At 37.3% G+C, this 22,142-nt stretch carries 19 protein-coding genes and 1 tRNA gene; 12 read left to right on the top strand and 8 right to left on the bottom strand.

Features of this window, described 5'->3' with window-relative positions; genetic code table 11:
* Positions 1–42: 42 nt before the first annotated feature.
* Positions 43–1,509: a DUF1501 domain-containing protein gene (locus H1R81_RS10115; protein ID WP_181840587.1), complete on the bottom strand. Its 1,467-nt coding sequence runs from the start codon at positions 1,507–1,509 to the stop codon at positions 43–45.
* 12 nt (positions 1,510–1,521) lie between these two features.
* The gene (locus tag H1R81_RS10110; RefSeq protein ID WP_181840586.1) at positions 1,522–4,242 is read right to left on the bottom strand and encodes a DUF1553 domain-containing protein; all 2,721 of its coding nucleotides are present in this window, start codon (positions 4,240–4,242) and stop codon (positions 1,522–1,524) included.
* A gap of 226 nt (positions 4,243–4,468) precedes the next feature.
* On the opposite strand from H1R81_RS10110, the gene H1R81_RS10105 reads away from it, so the two are divergent.
* The 5 genes from H1R81_RS10105 (at position 4,469) to H1R81_RS10090 (ending at position 9,312) form a co-directional block, all read left to right on the top strand.
* On the top strand, positions 4,469–5,386 hold the full coding sequence (locus tag H1R81_RS10105; RefSeq protein WP_181840585.1) for an alpha/beta hydrolase: 918 nt from the start codon (positions 4,469–4,471) through the stop codon (positions 5,384–5,386).
* A 138-nt stretch (positions 5,387–5,524) separates the two neighbouring features.
* Positions 5,525–7,642, top strand: a complete 2,118-nt coding sequence (locus H1R81_RS10100; RefSeq protein WP_181840584.1) for a collagen-like protein — start codon at positions 5,525–5,527, stop codon at positions 7,640–7,642.
* A gap of 5 nt (positions 7,643–7,647) precedes the next feature.
* The gene (locus H1R81_RS10095; RefSeq protein WP_181840583.1) at positions 7,648–8,052 is read left to right on the top strand and encodes a hypothetical protein; all 405 of its coding nucleotides are present in this window, start codon (positions 7,648–7,650) and stop codon (positions 8,050–8,052) included.
* A 164-nt stretch (positions 8,053–8,216) separates the two neighbouring features.
* Positions 8,217–8,345, top strand: coding sequence for a hypothetical protein (locus H1R81_RS27610; RefSeq protein ID WP_255463070.1), 129 nt, complete (start codon positions 8,217–8,219; stop codon positions 8,343–8,345).
* Positions 8,346–8,520: 175 nt separating this feature from the next.
* Positions 8,521–9,312, top strand: coding sequence for a DKNYY domain-containing protein (locus H1R81_RS10090; protein ID WP_181840582.1), 792 nt, complete (start codon positions 8,521–8,523; stop codon positions 9,310–9,312).
* Position 9,313: 1 nt separating this feature from the next.
* Here H1R81_RS10090 and H1R81_RS10085 read toward each other — a convergent pair whose 3' ends face one another.
* Positions 9,314–11,380: a histidine kinase gene (locus H1R81_RS10085; protein ID WP_181840581.1), complete on the bottom strand. Its 2,067-nt coding sequence runs from the start codon at positions 11,378–11,380 to the stop codon at positions 9,314–9,316.
* Positions 11,377–12,117, bottom strand: a complete 741-nt coding sequence (locus H1R81_RS10080; protein WP_181840580.1) for a LytTR family DNA-binding domain-containing protein — start codon at positions 12,115–12,117, stop codon at positions 11,377–11,379. The genes H1R81_RS10085 and H1R81_RS10080 overlap by 4 nt, the downstream gene beginning before the upstream one ends.
* Before the next feature lie 139 nt (positions 12,118–12,256).
* Between H1R81_RS10080 and H1R81_RS10075 the strand changes: the two genes are divergently transcribed.
* Positions 12,257–12,964 carry a hypothetical protein gene (locus H1R81_RS10075; protein WP_220275199.1) on the top strand — a complete coding sequence of 236 codons (708 nt, stop codon included), beginning with the start codon at positions 12,257–12,259 and terminating at the stop codon, positions 12,962–12,964.
* 1 nt (position 12,965) lies between these two features.
* On the opposite strand, the gene H1R81_RS10070 is transcribed toward H1R81_RS10075, so the two are convergent.
* The gene (locus H1R81_RS10070) at positions 12,966–13,901 is read right to left on the bottom strand and encodes a GAF domain-containing DNA-binding protein (RefSeq protein ID WP_181840578.1); all 936 of its coding nucleotides are present in this window, start codon (positions 13,899–13,901) and stop codon (positions 12,966–12,968) included.
* A gap of 247 nt (positions 13,902–14,148) precedes the next feature.
* Here H1R81_RS10070 and H1R81_RS10065 point away from each other — a divergent pair, with 247 nt between their 5' ends.
* From H1R81_RS10065 to H1R81_RS10040, 6 genes are all read left to right on the top strand, one after another.
* The gene (locus tag H1R81_RS10065) at positions 14,149–14,589 is read left to right on the top strand and encodes a LytTR family DNA-binding domain-containing protein (RefSeq protein ID WP_181840577.1); all 441 of its coding nucleotides are present in this window, start codon (positions 14,149–14,151) and stop codon (positions 14,587–14,589) included.
* A 1-nt stretch (position 14,590) separates the two neighbouring features.
* Positions 14,591–15,502: a hypothetical protein gene (locus H1R81_RS10060; RefSeq protein WP_181840576.1), complete on the top strand. Its 912-nt coding sequence runs from the start codon at positions 14,591–14,593 to the stop codon at positions 15,500–15,502.
* Between the two features lie 17 nt (positions 15,503–15,519).
* A complete protein-coding gene (locus tag H1R81_RS10055) occupies positions 15,520–16,413 on the top strand; it encodes a hypothetical protein (RefSeq protein ID WP_181840575.1) in 894 nt (297 codons plus the stop codon).
* Positions 16,414–16,833: 420 nt separating this feature from the next.
* Positions 16,834–17,193: a YciI family protein gene (locus H1R81_RS10050; RefSeq protein ID WP_181840574.1), complete on the top strand. Its 360-nt coding sequence runs from the start codon at positions 16,834–16,836 to the stop codon at positions 17,191–17,193.
* Between the two features lie 49 nt (positions 17,194–17,242).
* Entirely contained in the window at positions 17,243–18,469 is a 1,227-nt protein-coding gene (locus tag H1R81_RS10045; protein WP_181840573.1) for an RNA polymerase sigma factor, read from the top strand.
* A gap of 199 nt (positions 18,470–18,668) precedes the next feature.
* Positions 18,669–21,029, top strand: coding sequence for an ABC transporter permease (locus H1R81_RS10040; RefSeq protein WP_181840572.1), 2,361 nt, complete (start codon positions 18,669–18,671; stop codon positions 21,027–21,029).
* 137 nt (positions 21,030–21,166) lie between these two features.
* Here H1R81_RS10040 and nusG read toward each other — a convergent pair whose 3' ends face one another.
* From nusG to H1R81_RS10025, 3 genes are all read right to left on the bottom strand, one after another.
* Positions 21,167–21,718, bottom strand: a complete 552-nt coding sequence (gene nusG / locus H1R81_RS10035; RefSeq protein ID WP_181840571.1) for a transcription termination/antitermination protein NusG — start codon at positions 21,716–21,718, stop codon at positions 21,167–21,169.
* Between the two features lie 23 nt (positions 21,719–21,741).
* Positions 21,742–21,924 (bottom strand): preprotein translocase subunit SecE, encoded by a 183-nt coding sequence (gene secE / locus H1R81_RS10030; protein ID WP_181840570.1) that lies wholly within the window; start codon positions 21,922–21,924, stop codon positions 21,742–21,744.
* Between the two features lie 27 nt (positions 21,925–21,951).
* Positions 21,952–22,022: transfer RNA gene (locus H1R81_RS10025), tRNA-Trp, on the bottom strand.
* Between the last annotated feature and the right edge of the window lie 120 nt (positions 22,023–22,142).

Below are 22,142 nucleotides of genomic sequence, written 5' to 3'. Positions count from 1 at the left end.
AGACTGCGTTGCTACTTATTTACAATAATAAATACGGATTTATCAGGCAATTATCTCATTAATTACTTTTCCGCCTACATCTGTTAGCCTGAATGGTCTTCCCTGAAAATCATAAGTAAGTTTCTCGTGGTTCAGCCCTAATTGATTCAGAATAGTCGCTTGTAAATCGTGTACGTGGGTCTTACCTTTTACGCCATAATAGCCAATTTCGTCAGTTTCTCCATGTGTAAATCCTTTTTTGATTCCACCTCCGGCGAGCCACATGGTGTAGGCTTCTACATGGTGGTCTCTACCCAAGAATGGTGCAGGTTTATTATCCCGGTTTTCCTGCATAGGTGTTCTACCAAATTCACCTCCCCAAACCACAAGGGTTTCTTCTAATAAACCTCTTTGTTTAAGGTCTAATAATAAAGCCGACATAGCCTGGTCAATCTGGCGGCATTTTTCCCACAAAGCAATTTCGATAGATTCGCCTCTGCTTGAGCCGTGCATATCCCAACCCCAGTCGTAGAGTTGTACGAAACGTACTCCATTTTCTACCAGTTTTCTGGCTAAGAGGCAATTGTTGGCAAAAGAGGTCTGGCCCGGAGTAGTACCATACAATTCATGGATTTTCTGTGGTTCTTTAGAAATATCCATCGTTTCAGGCACGGTCATCTGCATATTAAATGCCAGCTCGTACTGAGAAATACGGGTCAATATTTCGGGGTCTTTAAATTCTTCATATTGACGTTGATTGATTTCATTAATCGTATTAATTGCTTCCCTGCGGATGTCTCTGCTAACACCTGCCGGATTATTGACATATAATACCGGCTCACCATTAGAACGGCATTGTACACCCTGATAGACTGATGGTAAAAACCCACTTCCCCAGATGCTCTTGCCACCCTCAGGGTATTTACCACCTGATGTGAGTACGATATAACCGGGTAGATTCTGGTTTTCAGAACCCAAACCATAAGTTGCCCAGGCACCCATTCCAGGTCGGCCTAACCTTGGGCTACCAGTCTGCATAAATAATTGTGCAGGTGCATGATTGAACTGATCGGTGTGCATGGCTTTCAGAAAAGAAACTTCATCAGCCATATTATGAAAGAAGGGCACATAATCAGACATCCACGCACCCGACTGCCCATATTGTGCAAATTTACCTTGTGGACCTAACATCTTGGGTACACCCCTGATAAAAGCGAAAGTTTTACCTTTCAGGAATTCTTCCGGACAATCTTTACCGTGCCATTTTTCCAGTTCAGGTTTATAATCAAACATTTCTAATTGCGACGGAGACCCTGCCATGTGCATATAAATCACATTCTTTGCCTTTGGTGCAAAGTGTGGCATTTTGGGGGCTAAGGGGTTATCTGTTAACGTCTCTTTCTTTCCGTTAAAACAACCTGTGAGCGAACCTAACGCCATCATACCTATTCCGGTCGTGCATTGTTTCAGAAAATGCCTACGTTTAATAGCCTGTAAATTTGCTTCGCTTACTTCGTGAAAGAGATTCATTGGTTTAATATATTACTGCTTCGTTACAAATTCATCTAAATTCAAAATAGTATTGGCCACAATTGTCAAAGCCGCTGTTTCTGCCTGTTGTTTTTCTTCTTTTAAAAAAGCCTTGGCATCTTGTGGTTTAACTTTAAACTCTTGTAATGATACTTCATACAAGCGTTTAAGTGCCGCTAAATCCTTATTTGTAGCATTATGTATGAAAATCCGTTGATAAGCCCAGTTGATTTGCTCGTCTACTGTTTTAGCGTTCTTCTGCATTTGTATTGCCAGATTTTTTGACGCTTCTACAAACACGGGATCATTCAGTAATTGCAAAGCTTGCAGAGGAGTGTTAGTACGGATGCGTCTTTGCGTACAAATTTCCCGACTTGAGGCATCAAAAGTTATCTGTTGTGGATATGGCCCTGTGCGGCGCGCAAAGGTATAGATAGCTCGGCGGTACTGGTCTTCACCCTCACTTTGTTTATAATTCAGGTTACTATTAACAGCCTGCCAGACACCATCAGGCTGATAGGGCATTACTGGTTTGCCATACATTTTTGCACTTAATAAACCACTTATGGCCAAAGTCTGGTCTCTTACCATTTCAGAAGTCATACGAATGCGAGGGCCATGCGCTAATAACCGGTTCTGCGGGTCTTTCAGTGTTAAATCCTCATCCGCTTCCGATGATTGCTGATAAGTAGCCGACATGACTATGTATTTAAGCAATGGCTTCATATGCCATTTATAATCATCTCTGAATTTAACAGCGAGGTAATCTAATAATGCTATGTGTGAAGGTTTTGCTCCTTGTGTACCAAAATCTTCTAAAGTCTCTACTAAACCAATCCCAAATAGCTGTTCCCAGAAACGATTTACCATTGTACGGGCAGTTAAAGGGTTACCTTTATCCAATAACCACTCTGCTAAGCCTAACCGATTTCTTGGCGCATTTTTCGGGAAAGGATTCATTGAATGGGGTACATCAGGTTGTACTTCAGGCCCATGAACCAACCAGTTTCCTCTTACAAACACATGAGTTTTACGCTCGTAATCTGCATCGCTTCTGAGCATAATTGGTGTATTCTGAGTCCTGGCTGTTATCAGGTATTTAAAATCATCAAATTTCTTAGAATCGCCTTTCGGAAAATCGTCTAAGAATGTAAACCAGTTGATTGAAAATACATCTTGCTCAGGTTTTAGTCGGCCATTTGTTCCTACCAGATATAAGTCATGCCGCCCACTTGTTGCTTTGACAGGAATGAAGAGCAACTTGTTTCTGGCAGTAGTATCCAATTTAAGTTTTGTCAATATTTCTCCTGTTGGGCTATCTTTTCTTAACTCCAGCCAGCCACCTATATTTTTGCTTACATAACTAATGAGAAATGTAGTTTTATTATCTAATTTTATATCAGGCAACCGACAAGTACCTTGATGACGCAAACCAATATTTCTATCGCCCAATAATGCACCATTTACATAATTATCGGCATCGTGTGCATGATGGCGTGGTTCTAAACTTCTAAGGAACTGATTATAGTCTTTGCCCTTATCATCTCCTAATTTTGTCTTTATCCAATGAGTCAGACTATCTAATTTCTTTTCATCTTCATCAGAAAATTTCCGGTAATTAGGGGCTTCATCCTGCGTGTCTTCATCACGGGTATTATTGAAGAACGCCATCATTTTATAATACTCTTCATTACGGAAAGGATCATACGGGTGGCTATGGCATTGCACACAGGCAAAGGTAGTACCCTGCCATACATCAAAAGTCGTATTTACACGGTCAATCACGGCGGCTACCCTGAATTCTTCGTCTACTGTGCCGGTTTCATCATTATTCATCGTATTCCGATGAAAGGCAGTAGCTATTAACTGATTTTCTGTAGGTGATGGCAATAAATCTCCGGCCAATTGCTCTTTAGTGAACTGGTCGAAAGGCATATTATTGTTAAAGGCATCAATCACCCAATCCCTGTAACGCCAGATAGTCCGGCCATTGTCTTTCTGATATCCTCTGCTATCTGAATAGCGGGCTAAATCGAGCCACATAGATGCCCAACGCTCGCCATATTGTTTAGAGGCCAGCAATTCATCTACCAAGGCTTCATAAGAGCCTTCTTCGGTTACATATTTCTTTATCTGCTCCGGTGTGGGTGGTAAGCCAATTATATCCAGACATACTCTTCTGACAAGTGTGGCCCTATCAGATTCTTTTGCGGGAGATAATCCTTCTTCTTTTAACCTCGCTTTAACAAAATAGTCAATATCATTCTTCTCCCAACTGCCGAAACTGAATAAACCTGCAAAGAGTCCTTTGTCTGGCACTTTCACTTCTTTAGGGGCTACATAAGCCCAGTGGTCTCCCCATTTTGCTCCTTCTTTCACCCATTGTGTCAGAATCTCAATATCCTGCTGGCTCAATTGCGGTGCTTTATAGGGCATTCGCTCGTCGGGGTCTGAATGGGTAAGTCTTTTGATAAACTCACTTTGCTCAGGGTGGAAAGGGACGATAGCTGGTTTGCCTGATTTGGTTTTGGCCAGAGCCTCGGTACGGAATAAAAGACTAAAATCGCCTTGTCGTTTTACCCCACCATGACATGAGATACAGTGTTTATTCAGAATAGGTTTAACTTCTGTACTATAGTCTACACCATCAGAAGACACATCTTTGAAGTAGTTCCATCCAATTGAAAGTGTGGCGATAATTAGGGCTGATATGATAAAAAAGCGAATCCGCATGTAGTTAGGGCAAAGTATCCAACAAAGTTAATTGATACCTTAACGATTTACCACCATATTTTTATTATTTTCTTGTACTTTTTTGATATTAATTGTAAAATATAAAAGTAGGCAATAACAGTTTGCAAAATCAAATTTCTTTAATAATGCCTGATTAACTAAATGAAATAAGGTTTTGAAAATATTTTTAAACTATATTTAATTCCAAAATCTATCGCTTATGCATATGAAGCTTTTTTCATTTAATAAAAAAAATCTTTCTCTTCTGGTTTTAATTTTTGCAGCTAATTTAAGCTTTGGTCAGGCTACTAACAGAGTAATCTCTTTTTTCCCGCCCGATACCAGATTATATGGTAATATTCCTTATGCCAATGATACACTCAAAAAGCACTTATTAGATATTTATATTCCGGCCAATACAAAGGCGGAAATGCCTTTAGTAGTTTGGATTCATGGCGGTGCATGGATGCTGAATGATAAATATGCTGATATGAGTTATATGAAAAAAACCATTAATGCTATCCTCAATAATGGATTTGCGTTGGCCTCGATTGATTATCGGTATAGCACAACAGCCATTTTTCCTGCCCAGATTCAAGACTGTAATCAAGCTCTGGAGTTTCTTTACAAGCATGCTTCGAAATATGGTTATAATAAAGACAAAGTAGCGTTGATTGGTTTTTCGGCAGGTGGTCATCTGGCTTCTCTGTTAGCCTTGTCACACAATAATCATATACCCTCATTTTATGCACCAAATACCCATAAATCATTTAAAATCAATGCAGTAGTAGACTTTTATGGTCCGGCAGACTTTTTGGCTACTCTGAAACCACAAGAAAATGAACCCAATGATGCCATTAGTACTTTACTGGGGGCATCTCCAATTGAAAGGCCAGACTTAGCTAAAACAGCCAGCCCTGCCTCATATATTGATAAAAATGACCCTCCGTTTCTGATTATTCATGGTGAAAAAGATGCCTCTGTTCCCCCTAACCAATCTAAATTATTGAGTTCTTGGCTTACCTTGAATAAGGTACAAAATGAAGTAATAATTGTAAAGGATGCTCCACATTATGGCGAAATGTTTGATGAATCTTACATCAAAGACAAAATTATTGTGTTTCTAAAAGGGCATTTGCAATAAGATATAAACGTAAATTAAAAAGACCTTTAACAACCACTCAGTAAATTCTGAGCTATTTTTTTATTCTGAAAATTGTACTAAAAATATAGTAGGCCTAAGTTTGTGTTGTACAATTTTATAGCTCTGATTTAATAGCTCATGAAAACAATCAAACTTTTACTTATCTGCTCGATAAGTACACACACACTTATTGCCCAAAGGATTGATGCGGTCAATCCGGGTACCGCTTCAAATGATTATGCCATTCGTGGTATAATGTCTTCAACCAGTCCAGGTGGTTTTTCATCAGGAATCCGAGGGATCAGTAATGGAACCGGAGGCTTAGGAATAGGCATCTGGGGCAGCCACAATGGATCTGGCTGGGGTGTTTATGGTGTTACGCCCAATGGCCTTGGCGTCTATGGTAATGCCACTGCCGGCGGATATGGAGTCTATGCCAATAGTAATTCCGGCACGGGTCTGGCCGCTACTTCAAATACCGGAATAGCTGCTAATATGAGTATTTTCAATACCAATAATTCCAATAATGTAATAAATGCTAATACTGCTGGTGGAGGTACGGTTATTAATGTATCAACCTCTGGTACCGGAGCCGGAGTACGTAGCTCTACAGGAGCAGGTTTTGCTTTACATGGTATTACCAGCGCTCAAACTTCAGCCGGTCTTGTTGCAGATAATAATGGAAATGGAGAAGGGGTAGTTGGTAGAATTACCAGTGATATTGCAGGAGCAGTAGTTGGCCGCAACGATGGTGGCGGCTACGGTGTCAGAGGATTCATTGCTACCAGTACAGCTAATACAGCTATAGGTGTCTACGGACAGGTTGGCCTTAACAGTAGTACTGGCAGAGCCGGAAGATTTGAGAATTATAACGCAACTAATATAAATGCTAACACATTAGAGGTCGTAACAAATGGAAACGGAAATATACCTAATCTTGCTTTAGGGCATGCCGCTTCGTTTATCGTAAACAATACTAATAGTGTAGCTGCTGCTGTAAAAGGTGAAGTAAATACTATTTTCGGCAACTTTGGTGCTGCCGCCATATTTGGCAGGTCGTCAGGTACCGGAGGTTTTGCCGGGCTTTTTCATGCAGCTAATGTTTCAGGTAATGGGCCCGCACTTGTAGCAATAACCGATGGGAATGGCAATGCCATTACAGCCAATGCCAGTAAAAACGGTAATGGTGTTGAAACAAATATAGATGGCGCGGGTAATGCACTCTATGCCTGGGTACCGACCTTTGCTACAGGCAGGGCAGGTAAGTTTAACAACTATAATGAAGATAATGATACTGATGTTGTTACAGTAACAAATGTGGGAAATGGAACAGGCGTTAGTGCCAAAATAGACAATACCTATGGTACTGCGACAGCATTAAAGGGAGAAGTAAATTCAATATTTGCTAATTTTGGTACCGCCGGTGTTTATGGTATATCATCAGGAACAGGTGGCTACGCCGGCTTATTCTATGCTTCGAATGCAAATGGTAATGGGCCGGCCCTATTAGCCTTAACAGAAGGTAGTGGTGATGCCATAAGGGCTAATGCCGGAAAAAATGGAAATGGTGTTGAAGGAAGCTCCGATGGCAACGGAAACGGAATATATGGGTTTACACCCAATTTTGGAACCGGAAGAGCAGGACGCTTTGATAATTTTAATACTTCTAATGTAAACCCTACTGTTCATATTAGTAATGCTGGTACAGCAAGTGCTCTTTTTGTTAATCATACGGGTTCAAGCGGTAATCTTGCTGTTTTCCAGAATAACAGCGGTAATGTGGCCCGCATTGATAAAACGGGCAGAGGTTTCTTCAATGGCGGCACTCAAACCGGAGGTGCAGACATTGCCGAAGCTTTTGATGTAAATAGTAATATAAACGATTTTGAACCCGGAGATGTCCTGGTTATTTCTGTTGATAAAGACCGTACAGTAGAGAAATCAAATGAACCTTACTCAACACTTGTAGCCGGAGTTTATGCTACCAAACCTGGAGTTTTATTATCTGAAGAAAATATTGATACCGAATTAACCAATAAAGTTCCAATGGGTGTTGTAGGGGTTATTCCGACTAAAGTCTGTTTAGAAGGTGGCCCAATTGAAAGAGGTGATTTATTGGTAACATCATCTACACCAGGTGTGGCTATGAAAGCCGATCGGGAAAAAGTAGAAGTAGGTCAGGTATTAGGGAAAGCACTACAAGAATTTGATGATGACTCAATAGGTAAAATAAATGTATTGGTAAACGCAAAATAAAAATCATGAAAACTAAATTATATATTAGCTTGTCAGTCTTATTTCTGCTTTGTTCAGAACTGAAAGCACAGGACTATAATGCTGAAGAAAGTATAAGCAGCCAGATAACAAACAACAGGATTCCAGGGGCATTATATGCTCCTGTAAGGGTATCAAATAAGGTTACTAATAAGGACTTTGAAGGTTCGAGCCTGGCTAAGGCTTTCCTTGAAGGTAAAGCAGAAGGTTTAAAGTTTATTTTTACACCCATCTCTGCTACTACTGATTCTACTATAAATGCTATAAAACCATTAGGTTTAGCCAGCGAAGTGAGTGCAAGTGAAGCCAAAGCTACTTTTGATAAAACAGTAAAAGAAACGCAGTTGAAGCCAATACTTCCTGACCTCCTTCAAGAAGAGAAAAAGGAATAATCGTTTGTTTATATACTTAAAAGCTACTCTGTTCGGGTAGCTTTTATTTTTCCGTATTTGAATACAAAACCACCATTTACAAAGCCCATTTTACCACCTGATGTTTCTGACTTTCAGTGTATCAACAGCTTGCGCAAATTTGTATCGTTAAAACATACTGGTTTATGAAAAATACGATGAATGCAAGAATACTGTCAGGGAGAATCATCCTGAAAACAACATTAGGCAGTATGGCTGTACCGGGTTTAGCTGCATCAGGATTTATTCGTGATGTAATATTTTTCAGGCATTAGCCTCGTGACATTTTCGACGATGCTTCTAACCAATATTCTGTTTTAATGTTTATTTTTTTACCACTTCAACTCGTTTTTACGCGATTGATCAACTTAGCAATTGGTAGAGTTAAACGTGTTTTTAGATGTTTTATTCTTAAAATCTTCCATAAGCAATCTCAAACGGCCTAAACATATGCTAAAAAAAATGATTTCGTTCAGCTTAATAGGCCTCCTGTTTGGCAGTTGCAATGTAGATGGTCTTAAAAACGGTTATTATATCGAATCTGATACCGTTTTCTATTATAGTGGTTTCCCGGCTCACAAATACATCGTACATGGAGCCGATGTATCTTCATTCAAGACAATCAATAAAGAATATGCCACAGACAAAAAACAGGTATTCTACAAAGAACACCCTGTCAAAAAAGCTGACCCGACGTCATTTAAGGTAATGGAGGGGTTTTATTCTAAAGATAAAAACTATGGTTTTGCAGTAGGCGCCAATGGGCCGGATGCTGTATTTATTATCAGTTATGAGCCCGATTATTTCGAGATAGTCTCAAATCCGGAAGAAACGCCTGTGAATCATACGGCAGAGGGTATTATGTATGCCCGTGATCGCCAGCATGTGTATTATGGTCGTTACATTTTCGAATTGGCAGACCCTATTACTTTTGAATATGTGCCCATGCGTAGTGGAAGTGGATATGATCTGGCTCGTGATAAAAAATATGTGTATTGGCATCAAAAACCAATTGAAGGAGCTGACGGAGGCACTTTTCAGAAAATTTCTACTGACTATTTTAAAGATGCCAAAGCCATATGGTCTACCAGAATTGATAATAGGGGAAATACCAGTTGGGTAGTATTAACTGAGGCTGATATATCTACATTTAAAGTAATTGACCCCAACAGAGGAATAGCTCAGGATAAAAATCATTCCTATAAAAACGGAGACATTTATATAGAACCTGATAACCAATAGTTTATAAGGGAAAATGTATCAGTACCCTTGTTCCGTCAGGCTCACGGGTAAGAGATTCTAAGTCAAAAATTTCTACTTCTATCTCTAACTTGTGTAATTCGTGCAGAACCTTTAACCGCTCACTATTAATCTGTAACCCCATAGATTTATGCGGACGTGTGGTCTGGCTATGTATCTCTGCTGATTTTTTCCGGCCAATACCATTGTCTTCAATCATACATAGCACCTCGTCTTTACCCAACTTTACTTCTATTTTTAGATGCCCTTTGGTATTTTTGTGCATCAACCCATGCCAGATAGCATTTTCGACATAAGGTTGTAATAGCAGTGCAGGAATCTTGATATAAGTAGTGTCTACCTGCTCATCGATATTATAACTAAAATCAAATCTATTCTCAAAGCGCATCTGTTCTAACCGGATATATAGCTCAAGGATTTCCAGTTCATCTTTTAATGAAATAAAAGATTGCTGGCTTTGTTGTAGAACTGAGCGAATCAGATTAGCGAAATCGGTCAGGTATTTTGCTGCATCATTGGGTTTATTAGTAAGAATATAGTTTTTGATAGAGTTTAATGAATTAAATATAAAATGTGGATTTATCTGCGACTGTAAAGCTTTCAGCTCTGCTTTTGATAGCTTCTGATTAAACTCTGCCAGCAATCTTTGTTGTGTTTCTGTTTCGAGTGCTCTGGTTTTTTCATACACTAACTGCTCTAATTCGTTATTGAGTTGAACCTGCAAGTGCTGATTTGCCTGTAGTTGTGCAATAAGTTGTTTCTGAGCCTGGTTTCTTTCAATATACACCTGTTTTATTTTGGCAATAAAGGCTATCACAAACAACAGGTTCTCGGCAAATATTCCGGTCTCTACATATGGAAAATCCATTATATAATACACATAGGCTTCACCTGACATTCTTCGCACAATAGCTGTAATAAACGAAATTACCAAGAAGATGAACAAAATGCTGGTACCCAAAGCTATATAAGTGGCTACTACATTTCTTAATCTGAAAATCAGTATAATAGAATATGTAGTAATTGGCATCATACTCAATTTTACCCATCGATAGATAGTCAGGCTTAACGCATATTCATTCATAATATATTGCAAGAAGCAATCAAAAATGAAATAGGCAGTAAGGAATTTTATCTGCCATCTGAAAATTTTATAAACGGTTGGGTGATGCGTAGAAGTCAGATTAAGCAGATACTGACAAAAGAGCAGGTACCAGATATTGGGTAATATATTTAAGGGTACTTCAGAAGTAAGAAATGATTTAGGGAAATAAGAAAAAATAATAGCGGTGTCGGTTAGTGCTTCTATCCGCCTGATAAAATAGAGATATAAGCCAAGCAGGTATAGCGCATAATACACAAAGGCTTTCTCACGGGTCTGGCTAAACTGTATGATACAGAATAGAATCAGGAACAAACCAATCGCTAAAAATGAAGCACTGTAAAAAAGATCTTTCCGACTTTTGAAAAATGATTGTGAACGGAGTGTTTCTTCAAAATCATAAGTCAATAAGCTAATTTTCGAGTCTTTATATATCCCGTTTCTGTCATTTATGCGTACGTAAATCTCTTTGCTTTTATGTGCAGGAATCGTAACCGGCACTACATACTTATTCTCACTGAATATTTTTTCGTCTGGTTTAACCAACATTCCAGCTTTTTTTACTCTATAGTTTTGTCCATTAAAATCATATAAGTAGATATAGTGATACAGCCCATAATCAAACAACAATTGCTCGTTTTTAGATGTGCTATTATGTACTTTAAATCTTAACCAATGGTTATACGTTTTTTGCAGAGAAGAGTGTTCTAACTTAAAATCTTTGAATGGAATAAATGGCTGATTTCTTATATTATTAATTGTTATGGTTTCAGTAGGCTCATATAATATTTCAGCGTAGTTGTTCAACAGAATTGAATCTTTTACAGCCTGTTTGATCAGATAGGTTTTCTGAGCATATGAATTTATAACAAACAATAATAGCAGGCATATAAAAGGCCGAGACTTGCGTGTTACGAGTCTTTCCTGAACGATTAAAACAGATTTCATATCATTATCATTTCCATTAATCTGGGTCGACCAGAACGAGAAACAGGAACCTCTTTTCCATCATTCATTATTAAAGTTCCTCCCTGGCCTTTAATGTATCTGCGAATGTGGGCTAAATTCACTAAAAAAGTATAGTGTACCCTCAGAAAATTATGATTTTCTAACATACCTTCTAAATCCTTTAGTGGTTTCGACAGCAAAATTTTTTCCTTGTTTAAAAGATATACGATTGTATAATTATCATCGGCCTGTGCATAAGAAATATCGTCTATGGAAACAAACTCTAATCCATCTAATGTAGGTAAAGCTAAGATTGGACGTATATACTGCAACCCCTTAATATTAGACAGAAGTGCCTGCAATTGTTGCTTATCTATCACTTTCGATTGTTTTCTCAGTTTCTCAACTGTCTGAATCAGTCTTTGAGGGTTAACAGGTTTTATTAAATAATCAATCGCAGAGAATTCAAAGGCTTTCAGGGCAAATTCATCATAGGCAGTAGCAAATACCACATTAAAGGCGATTTTATCAAAGCTATTCAACAAGTCAAATCCATTCATAAAAGGCATTTCTATATCTAAGAAAACCACATCAGGCTTAAATAACTGAATTGCTTCTATACCTTTTTGCGCAGAGTTACATTCTGCCAGTACAATCACATCGGGGCAATACTCATTTAACTCAATCCTTAGGTTCTGAGTGCTTCTTATTTCATCATCAATCAAAATGGCGGTCATGCAAAAGGTCGATTTATTAATAAATGTAAGGTATAAATTAATTATAGGCTATTGGTTCGTTCAAATCAAACTTCTCACTACCCCGTATCATTAGTTTTATTGACTAAAAATTTCTTTATTTGTTGTTAGAGTAAAACCCATGAAGATGGCTAACAGATATAAATGGTTGTTAATTGTTTCTGGTTTGTTATTGTTTGCCTTTGGTATCTGGTATTATTCGGGGCATAGTGAAAAACTAAAAAAAGTTAGTGGTATTGCCGAATACGATACCCTTATTCAACTGCAAAACTTCAAAGAAATTCCATCAAAACCATTCAAATATGTATTGGTAAATTGTGACCTCGGACCAGTAAAAGTTACTATTGAGGCAAATAAGAAATCATCTCTTGAATTTCATCAGACTTTTATGAAATATATTGAGATAAGCTATAAGAGCGATACCTTGCTAATTCATACACTTAAAACACCCAAATCAACTAAAGAAAACCCTATTACTAAACAGATTTATATTTATACGCCAGAAATCAGCTATTATATGGGTGAGGCTACCCAAACTTTTTTCTCAAATTTTGGTACTGAATACCTTAAAGTAGACAATCGAAGCAGCTATATAAGATTTCATGGCTGTGAAATTGAAAAATTAGACCTCACTACCAACAAATCTTGTAATTATGTAATGGATGATGACTGTGCTTTTGATAAAGTTGATGCCAAAATAAACCCAAATAGTGCTTTAAACTGCAGAGGGTATGTACGCTCACAGCTTTTGTTAACAGCCAATAATCTTCAGAACATCAGGTTTGGTTTGAATGTCAAGAAATTGATTATGAAAAAATATACTAAATAGTTCAAATACCTAAGTGTTCATATACTTCTTCTTTTTTTCTTCTTGAAATTTCCACTTCAGAAGCATCTTTCAGGATTAATGATTCACGATTGGCTGAAAGACTAACAATGTGTTTCTGATTAACAAGATGAGACTTGTGCACTCTTAAAAACTGATGATTGGTTAATGTGATTTCATACTCTTTCAGGGTTTTTGATGAAACAAATTTTCGTTTGTCTGTCAGATACAGAATAGTATAGTTGCGGTCAGCTTCCAGACGGATAATTTCTTCTACCGGAAAAAACTGTGTACCTCCTGTACTTGACAGAGGTAATCTGAAACTCTGTTTCTGGTTTTTCAATGCCTCAATCTTCTCCTGAAATAAAGCCAACTTCTGTTCTTTCTCCTGTAGTTTTTCTTTTATTCTTACGCCATAAATCTTATTGGCGCACAGATTAGCTATAGCTGTTAATATTTGTAAATGCCAATCTCTGTAAAAAGCTCTTTGAGCATGTTCTGAATCTATCACTCCTAATATCTCACTATTATAAATAATAGGTACAGTTATTTCAGACAGCCTACACTCATCATCAACTATATAGCGTATATCATCTGAGGTATTCTCTATAACCTCTGCTACACCAGTTTTAGCTACTGTTCCGACAATACCTTTCCCTTTTGGAATTACGATTGGTTTATATATCTCAAAATTAACAGGATTCTTAGGCCCATAGGCAGCTTTTTGCAAGAGATTCTCCTGCTTGTTATCAAATAGATAAATTACACAATCTTCCAGGCCTAATTTCCCAATACAGTTTTTGGCAATGTCCCATATTATATCCTCTTCTGTATTTTTCCCAAATAAAGAAGTAGCAAAATAGCTGATAATTTCTATTGTGTTAAGTTCTGAAGTATAATCCGGTGGTTTCGGGAATGTATTATGGAAAAAGGTAGTCATGGTCTTAGCTTAATAATGGAGTAAAAATAAATCAATTTTAACACCAACGTTAGTCAGATTGAGTATTTGGTAAGAATTGGGGGGTATCCTGCAATAAACAGATGGTATTTGGTAAATGTACTTTTTTAAGCAAAATCAGGGCTTTTTTTGCAAAAACCGTTCGATAAACAAAACTTGCCGTTGGATAAGTGATTTTGGAACTGAGCAATTACGGCTTTTAACTTTGCCATTGTAAAACAAAAAAGCCATGAAACATAGAATGAAGAAAAATTGTATCACTATTTATCCGACAGAAAACCCAAGCCCGGTTCTGTGGATGCTCTATAAGAACAGAAGAGTAAGGGTTTTTCTGGATGATATTATTTATTTGGAGAGCCAGGCCAACTATACCGTTTTTTATCTGAAAAACGGTAGGGCAATCATCAACTCACGTACGATGGGCATTTTTGAAAATTTATTCGAACACAAATCCTTTTTCCGGGTACACCGGTCTTTTATTGTAAATCTACACTATATCGACCAGATAAATATAATCAAACATACCAGTGGTGTTATTGGGTTAAGAAACGGCAAACAACTCCTATTGTCAAGGCGTAAAATCAAACCTTTTTTACAAGAATTTGTCAATTGCGAAAACGCTAATCCTCAGGTAACAATACATATTATTAATCAACCGATTGCTGCTTAAAATGAAAACCTTATTTCTATTGTTTATATGTTGTTGTTTTAGTTCTGTTATATCGGCACAAGAGGCAAGCATAATAATTCTGCCTGAAACAGGAATCGACAGTTATAAAAAGAATTATCAGCCCAGTCATAAAATAAGTGTAAAAACCCAAGCTGAATGCTATGGGTTTTTACAAAAAACTGACCCTATTGAGGTTGGAACTTTTATAAGTGAGACAAATGGTGGTGTTGCTTCTTTTAGTACGCCGGGGCTTCATAATCTGTCTTTTACTACCAACGCCCAAAGCCCGCAACTAACCCTTAATATCCTGAATTTTGCAGGTATCGGCGGAACACCCTTCAGAGCTTTACATGTGTACGGGGGTTTAAAAATCTCAGGTGCCAAAAATGTTAGTAATTATACAGAAAAGTCTTTTCTGAAAGTCGATAACGATGGCAAACTCAACTCAGTATCTCAGACTTATTATTACAGTTTACCTCGTAGTGCATTTATGCCAACGACATCATCAGATAATAACCCTATTGCTGAATCAAATGAAGGAGGAATTTATTTCACTAATGCTGATATAAGTCGTGGGTATTTTGAGGTCCCGATTAATCTTCCGCAAGGGGCTATTATTTCTGGTGCTGAGTTTTATTTTGTGGATAATTCAAATTCAGATATACTTTTCACGTTGATTTCGACTGACCTCGGTAGTAAATATGATGTTACTTTCTTAAGTGTATGGTCAACCGGAGCGGTTTCAGGTATAAGAAGTATTTCAAGTAATAATCTGAATAACGGCTTTGGCGTTTCAATACAAAACGGAGACACTTATCAACTCAAAATCTATGCACAAGAAATTGGCGGAATTAAAGCATGGGATGGTGCCAATACACAAATAATAGCCGCCAAGTTAATATATACCTATTAAACAAATGACTTAAAATAATGAAAAAAATCTCTTTTCTAAGTTGTATAATATTGATTTATTATGTTCAATCTAAAGCTCAATCAACTACTATTACGCCTGATGAAGGTATAATCGGACAATATACTAATCAAAAGTTGTCTGTTCATACTCAATCCAATACTCATGGAATGGTACACACTAATGGCGATGTTTCTATCGCTACTTATATAGGAGATAACGCAGCCTGGCTTATGACCAAAAGCAATCATCCCCTGTATTTCTCTACCAATAATAATGTAAATCCGCTGAATCCCTCAATGGTTATCTTAACTAATGGTAATGTAGGGATAGGCACTAATAATCCAACTGAAAAGTTACATGTTATTGGCAATGCCCGTATTTCTGGCTTAAGTGGTAATGGAGCAAAATTTGTACGGACGGATAATTCAGGGGTATTATCCAGCACACCTCAGGTCTCGTATATGAATATTCCTCGAGCTTCCTTTCTGGCTGTTAATGGTAATATGATAGGTGTCAACAATAATAATAATGGCATTTACTGTACTGGCAATACAGTAGGTTCATTAGAAGCTCCTATTAATCTGCCTGATGGTTCGATTATTTCAAATATTGAAGCCTACTTTGCAGATAATGGTTCTAAAAATGTAAGAGTACAATTATATCGTCGTGCTTATACAGATAATGCAGGTTCTGTTCTGGGAACTGTAAGTTCGACGGGTGCCGCAGGTAATATGGAGATACAAAGTGAGGATGTAGATATTGTTGCAGATAATGTAGTAGATAATAATGCCTATGTTTATTATCTGCGTGTTACGGCTATTGCATTAGTTAATAATATTCCTGTTACTACCACCTGGGGTGATGGAACAACGCTGACTATTAATCAGATAAAAGTTACATATAGTTACTGAAAACTATTTTCTGTATGATTACGGTGAATACGGGGTAGTGTATAAAACCTACCCTCATTTTAAACCCTAATAAAAAGGTTAATTTTATTTTTAGACACCAATACTGATAGTTTATCAAAATAGGGATTTATTTACTCGATAGAAATTAACAGATAATCCGCTATTTCTGGCAAGAAGTCAGATTATAGCAGAATATGTGTTTTCGCTTTAATGAGTTTTTTGGGGACACGCATCCTTTTGATTATTGACTTTGAGAATTGATAAGACCTATATTCAACAAATCAAATTAACTAAAAAACAACTTGGAAAACCATCAAATATTCTTGAAATTCAAAAAAATAATTCCTGATATGTCCAATTTATCTCCGTTCATTTGATATGCTATTGTAAAACATTTAATCACATTAAATCTTTAAGACAATGGACGAATACATGCTGATTTTCAGACACGAAGATGGTGGCAAAATTGCCTCACCTGAACAAATGCAAAGTTGGATGAAACAAACAATGGACTGGATCGGGGGTATAGCTGCCCAGAACAAATATGTGGGTGGTAATGGGCTACCGCTTGACAAAGAGTATGCCAGGGTAGTTGGCTATAATAATGTAGTAACCAATGGCCCGTTTGGTGATATTAAAGAAACCATTGGCGGTTATATAATGGTAAAAGCTGAATCAATTGACGAAGCCGTTGAATTTGCCAAGGGCTCCCCTATTTTACAGGGAGATGGTAATACGATTGAAGTAAGAAAAATTGCTAAAGGAGATGGTGTTCATTAAACTATGAATAATAAAGCCCCTGTCTTTTTCAGGGGCTTCATCATAAACCATGAATCAACAGGAACTCATACCACACTTATTCAGAACCGAGTTCAGAAAAATAATGGCTGTTCTCTCCAAATTAATGGGCATAGAACACATTGAAATAGCAGAAGATATAGCCAGTGATACGTTTCTATCAGCTCTTGAAACATGGACTTATCAGGGTATCCCACCTAACCCGACTGCATGGCTATATTCGGTAGCTAAAAACAAGGCCCGAAACTATATAGTAAGAAATCATCTATTTTATGATAAAATTGCTTTTCAAATCACTCAATCTATAGAAGACAATCAGTCTATTGAAATTGATTTATCAGATAAGAATATTAATGATAGTCAGTTACAAATGCTATTTGCTATCTGCTCCCCAAGTATCTCTGTTGAAGCGCAGATTGGCCTGGCATTGCGTATTCTTTGTGGTTTCGGGATTGATGAAATTGCGAACGCTTTCCTGAGCAACAAAGAAACCATAAACAAGCGTCTATTCAGAGCAAAAGAAAAGCTAAGAAATGAAAAAGTAGCCATTGAGTTTCCAGGCGAAGCAGAAATAACCCAAAGATTAGCTGTAGTTTTAAGAACATTGTATTTACTTTTTAACGAGGGCTACTATTCAGAAAGTCAGGATACTATTCTTCGGAACGACCTTTGTCTGGAAGCAATGCGGCTAACCTATTTACTAACTGAAAACGAATCGACTAATCTTCCTGAAGTAAAAGCACTATTATCGCTCATGTGTTTTCATACTTCCAGATTTGAAGCAAGAAAAAATGCCAATGGAGAGTTAATACTATATGAAGACCAGGACGAAAAACTCTGGAATAAAGAATTAATCGAAAAAGGTGTTTATTACCTGCATGAGGCATCGCAGGGAATACAATTATCTAAATATCATTTAGAGGCCAGTATTGCTTACTGGCATACCATTAAGGCTGATACTCCTGAGAAATGGGGAAGCATTCTGCAATTATATAATAAGCTTTTGGTTGTAGAATACTCGCCCATTGCTGCATTAAACAGAACTTTTGCTTTATCGAAAGTACATGGCAAGGCTAAAGCCATTGCAGAGGCTGAAAAACTCAAACTGCTTGATAATCCTTATTATTTTACTTTATTAGGCGAATTGTATAAAGTGATTGATAGAGGAAAAGCGAAACAACATTTTGAGAATGCCTATCAATTGGCTAAAACACTTGCTGATAAGCAGGTTATACAAAGACAGATTGATGGATTATAAAAATAAACCAATCGGGAAGTTATAACTACCCGATTATGAGTCTACTACAAGCCAGATTCTGCTGTACGAAAACGGAATAAATTGTCCGATTCTGGACAGAAAAACCTTCGGATAATTATTTAATCTATTGATAACGAGACAAATAGAATCTTGGCATATTTTATGACATTTACTTTTGACGAAAAAATAAGCAGATATAATGATATACAATTATTTGAAAATCGCCCTGAGAAATCTGATCAGAAACAAGGTTTATTCTTTCATCAAAATATTCAGCCTGATGGTAGGGCTGACGGCTGCCATTTTTACATTTCTGTGGGTAATGGATGAAATGTCTTTTGATAAATTTCATGCAAATACAACAAATATTTACAAGGTAATGACGAATAACATATATCCTGATGGCAGAATTGAAACCTATCCGGCTACTACTGCACTTTTGAGAGACGCCATAAGAACTGAAATTCCTGAAGTTGATAAGGTGGCATTGCTTAGCATGGAAACTAATGCCCTCATCAGACATGAAAAAAACTCGTTTAATGAACAGGGCGTTTATGCTGACTCCTCACTATTTTCGATATTCAGCTTTCCTTTGCTAAAAGGTGATAAAAAGAATCCTATACCAGACAATGCTGCAATGATTATATCTGAAAAGCTGGCTACGAAACTTTTTGGTGATAAAGAACCTCTTGGTGAATCTATAACTGTTGATAATGTGAATTCATTTATGATAACAGGAGTATTTGCCAATATTCCTTCAAATTCTTCTTTACAATTTGATTTTGTATTACCTATTGGCCTTTTTGTAAAAGAAAACCCCTGGACACAAAACTGGCGAAGTGGTGGCACACAAACAATGGTAGCTTTAAAGCCAAGTGCCTCCTTAGAAAACGCCAATGCCAAAATTGGTGGATTAATTAAGAAAAATTGCAGGGATTGCAGCACAAATGCATTCTTATTTCCATATACACAACAAAGACTTTACGGTGAATTCGAGAATGGAAAGTCTGTAGGTGGACGTATTGAGCAGGTTAAACTGTTCAGTATCATAGCAGCCATTGTTTTGCTCATGGCGTGCATCAATTTTATGAACCTTGCTACTGCTCAATCGGCAGCACGCAGCCGGGAAATAGGTGTGCGAAAGCTCATCGGAGCCAGACAATCAGGGCTTATTATTCACTTCCTTTCTGAATCTCTGCTGTTGTCTTTCATCAGCTTATTGTTTGCGTTGATTGCCGTTCACGTTTTGCTGCCATTTTTCAACGAAATAACAGAAAAGTCTGTACAACTGGATTTCACCAACCCCATCTTTATACTGGGCTTATTATTGATTACATTAGTTTGCGGTTTGCTTGCAGGCTGCTATCCTGCTTTTTTACTTTCCTCATTCCAACCGGCTGATGTGCTGAAAGGTAATCTATCTTTATCACTTTCGGGCAGATTCCGCAAAATATTGGTAGTTGTTCAGTTTGTCACATCCATTATATTAATCACCGGAAGCATTACTATTTATAAGCAAATCAATTTTATCAGCAATAAAAATCTCGGTTTTCAAAAAGAAAATATCATTGAAATAAAGCAAAATGATATGCTCGATAAAAATTATGCTCCATTTAAAAATGATTTGCTTCAGATTCCTTCTGTTAAAAGTATAGGATTTGGAGGAAGCAATATTTTTACTATTCCGATAACTACGACAGACCCAGTCTGGAGAAACAAGCCAGTAAATTCGTCGATGACGTTTAAGGTTTTTCGATGTGATGCAGGATTTATACCAACTATGAATATAGGGTTGCTGGCGGGTAGAAATTTTTCAGATATAAATAATATCGACTCTGCTAACTATATTATTAACAGAAAAGCGATGGAGGTCATGGGGCTTACTCCTGATAATGTTATTGGTGCTGACCTGCAAATGTGGAACGGAAAAGGAAAAATTGTCGGATTGACTAATGACTTTAATAATGATAATCTGCGTCGTGGCATAGAGCCTCTTATTTTTCTTTACTCAAAAAATATTGGTTCAAATTACTTTATCAAAATTGATGGAAGTACTCCTGTAAAAACAACACTTGCGGCAATTGAAAAAACATTCAGGAAACATAGTCCTTCTTACTTGTTTGAATATTCTTTTCTTGATGAGATTTTTGCAAGAGAGTATCGGACAGAACTTATCATTGGCAAATTGTCTTTAATTGTAACTGTATTTGCCGTACTTATCTGTTGTCTCGGATTATTCGGGCTGGTGGCATATACTGCTGTAAAAAGAACCAAGGAGATAGGTGTCAGAAAAGTGTTGGGGGCATCGGTTTCCAGTATCTTAGCATTGTTATCAAAAGATTTTATTGGGTTAGTAATTTTAGCCTTTATCATTGCTGCCCCGGTTGCTTATTTCATCATGCAGAAATGGTTGCGTAGTTTTGCCTACCATACTAATATAAGCTGGTGGGTGTTTGCAGCAGCAGGAGCCGGAGCATTGGTGTTTACCTTATTAACGATGAGTTTCCAGGCTATTAGAGCGGCATTGGCAAATCCTGTGAAGTCTTTGAAGAATGAGTGATTGTGTGATTTAGTGAATGAGTGATTATCAAAAAGCAAAAACTAATCATTAAATCACTAAATAAATTATCGTTTTCCCTAAAAACAAAAATTCCCTGTTGCTTGCACAACAGGGAATTGATCGAATAATATCTTGTATTACATTTTCTCTACTTGTACGTATCCAAGTTCTACAGGTGTGCTGCGGCCAAAGATTTTTACGCTCACACTTAGTTTTTTCTTGTCTTCGTTGATTTCTTCTACTGTACCATCGAAACCACTGAAAGGCCCGTCGATTACTTTTACGTTTTCTCCTTTTGTGAAAGTCAATGATGGAGAAATAACTTCGCCAATTACCTCTTCCTGTACACCTAAAATACGATTAATTTCTGACTGACGGAGAGGCTCCGGAGTCATGGATGTACCATTGTTACGGCCTAAGAAACCGATAACACCTGGCATACTTTTAATCATGTGCAATACTTCTCCGTTGTTCAGGTCAGCATTTACCAGAATATATCCCGGGAAAAAGCTTTTCTCACGTACTCGCTTTTTACCGTTACGAACTTCTGTAATCTTTTCAGATGGAATTAAAATTGTAGGAACCAACTCACTTAATTTGCGACGAATGGCCTCATTTTCGATGTAGGATTTAATTTTTTTCTCCTGCCCCGAAACTGCTCTTACAACATACCAATTGATTTCGCTCATATCGTTAGCAAAAATTAAAGGTTTTAGACTGATTGGTAAAACAAACGAAGACCGTTTTCAATCAAAAAATCAATAACACCTACCACCAAAGCAAAAATAATAGAGGCTACCAAAACAAGTGTAGCACTTGATTGTAGTTCACTCCACTTTGGCCATGTTACCTCTTTGGTTACTTCTTCCCAAGAGCTTTTGAAAAACTGCTGCATAAAATTTTATGTTCAAAAAAATACTTGCACGGGCACCAGGATTCGAACCCAGACCAAAGGTTTTGGAGACCCTCGTACTACCCTTATACTATGCCCGTGTATGTTACCAAAATTCCTTTGGGGTTGCAAATATAGATAGTTTTTCTGTTCTTCACAAATCCCAATACAAAATAAAGTAAATATTCTTTGGTAATATATGAATATTGTTGTGCTAAATT

Origin of the sequence: Emticicia sp. BO119 (assembly GCF_013912375.1) — a bacterium.
Lineage (GTDB): Bacteria > Bacteroidota > Bacteroidia > Cytophagales > Spirosomataceae > Emticicia.
The sequence above is the reverse complement of the archived record's forward strand: the minus strand, read 5'-3'. Positions and strand labels throughout refer to the sequence as shown.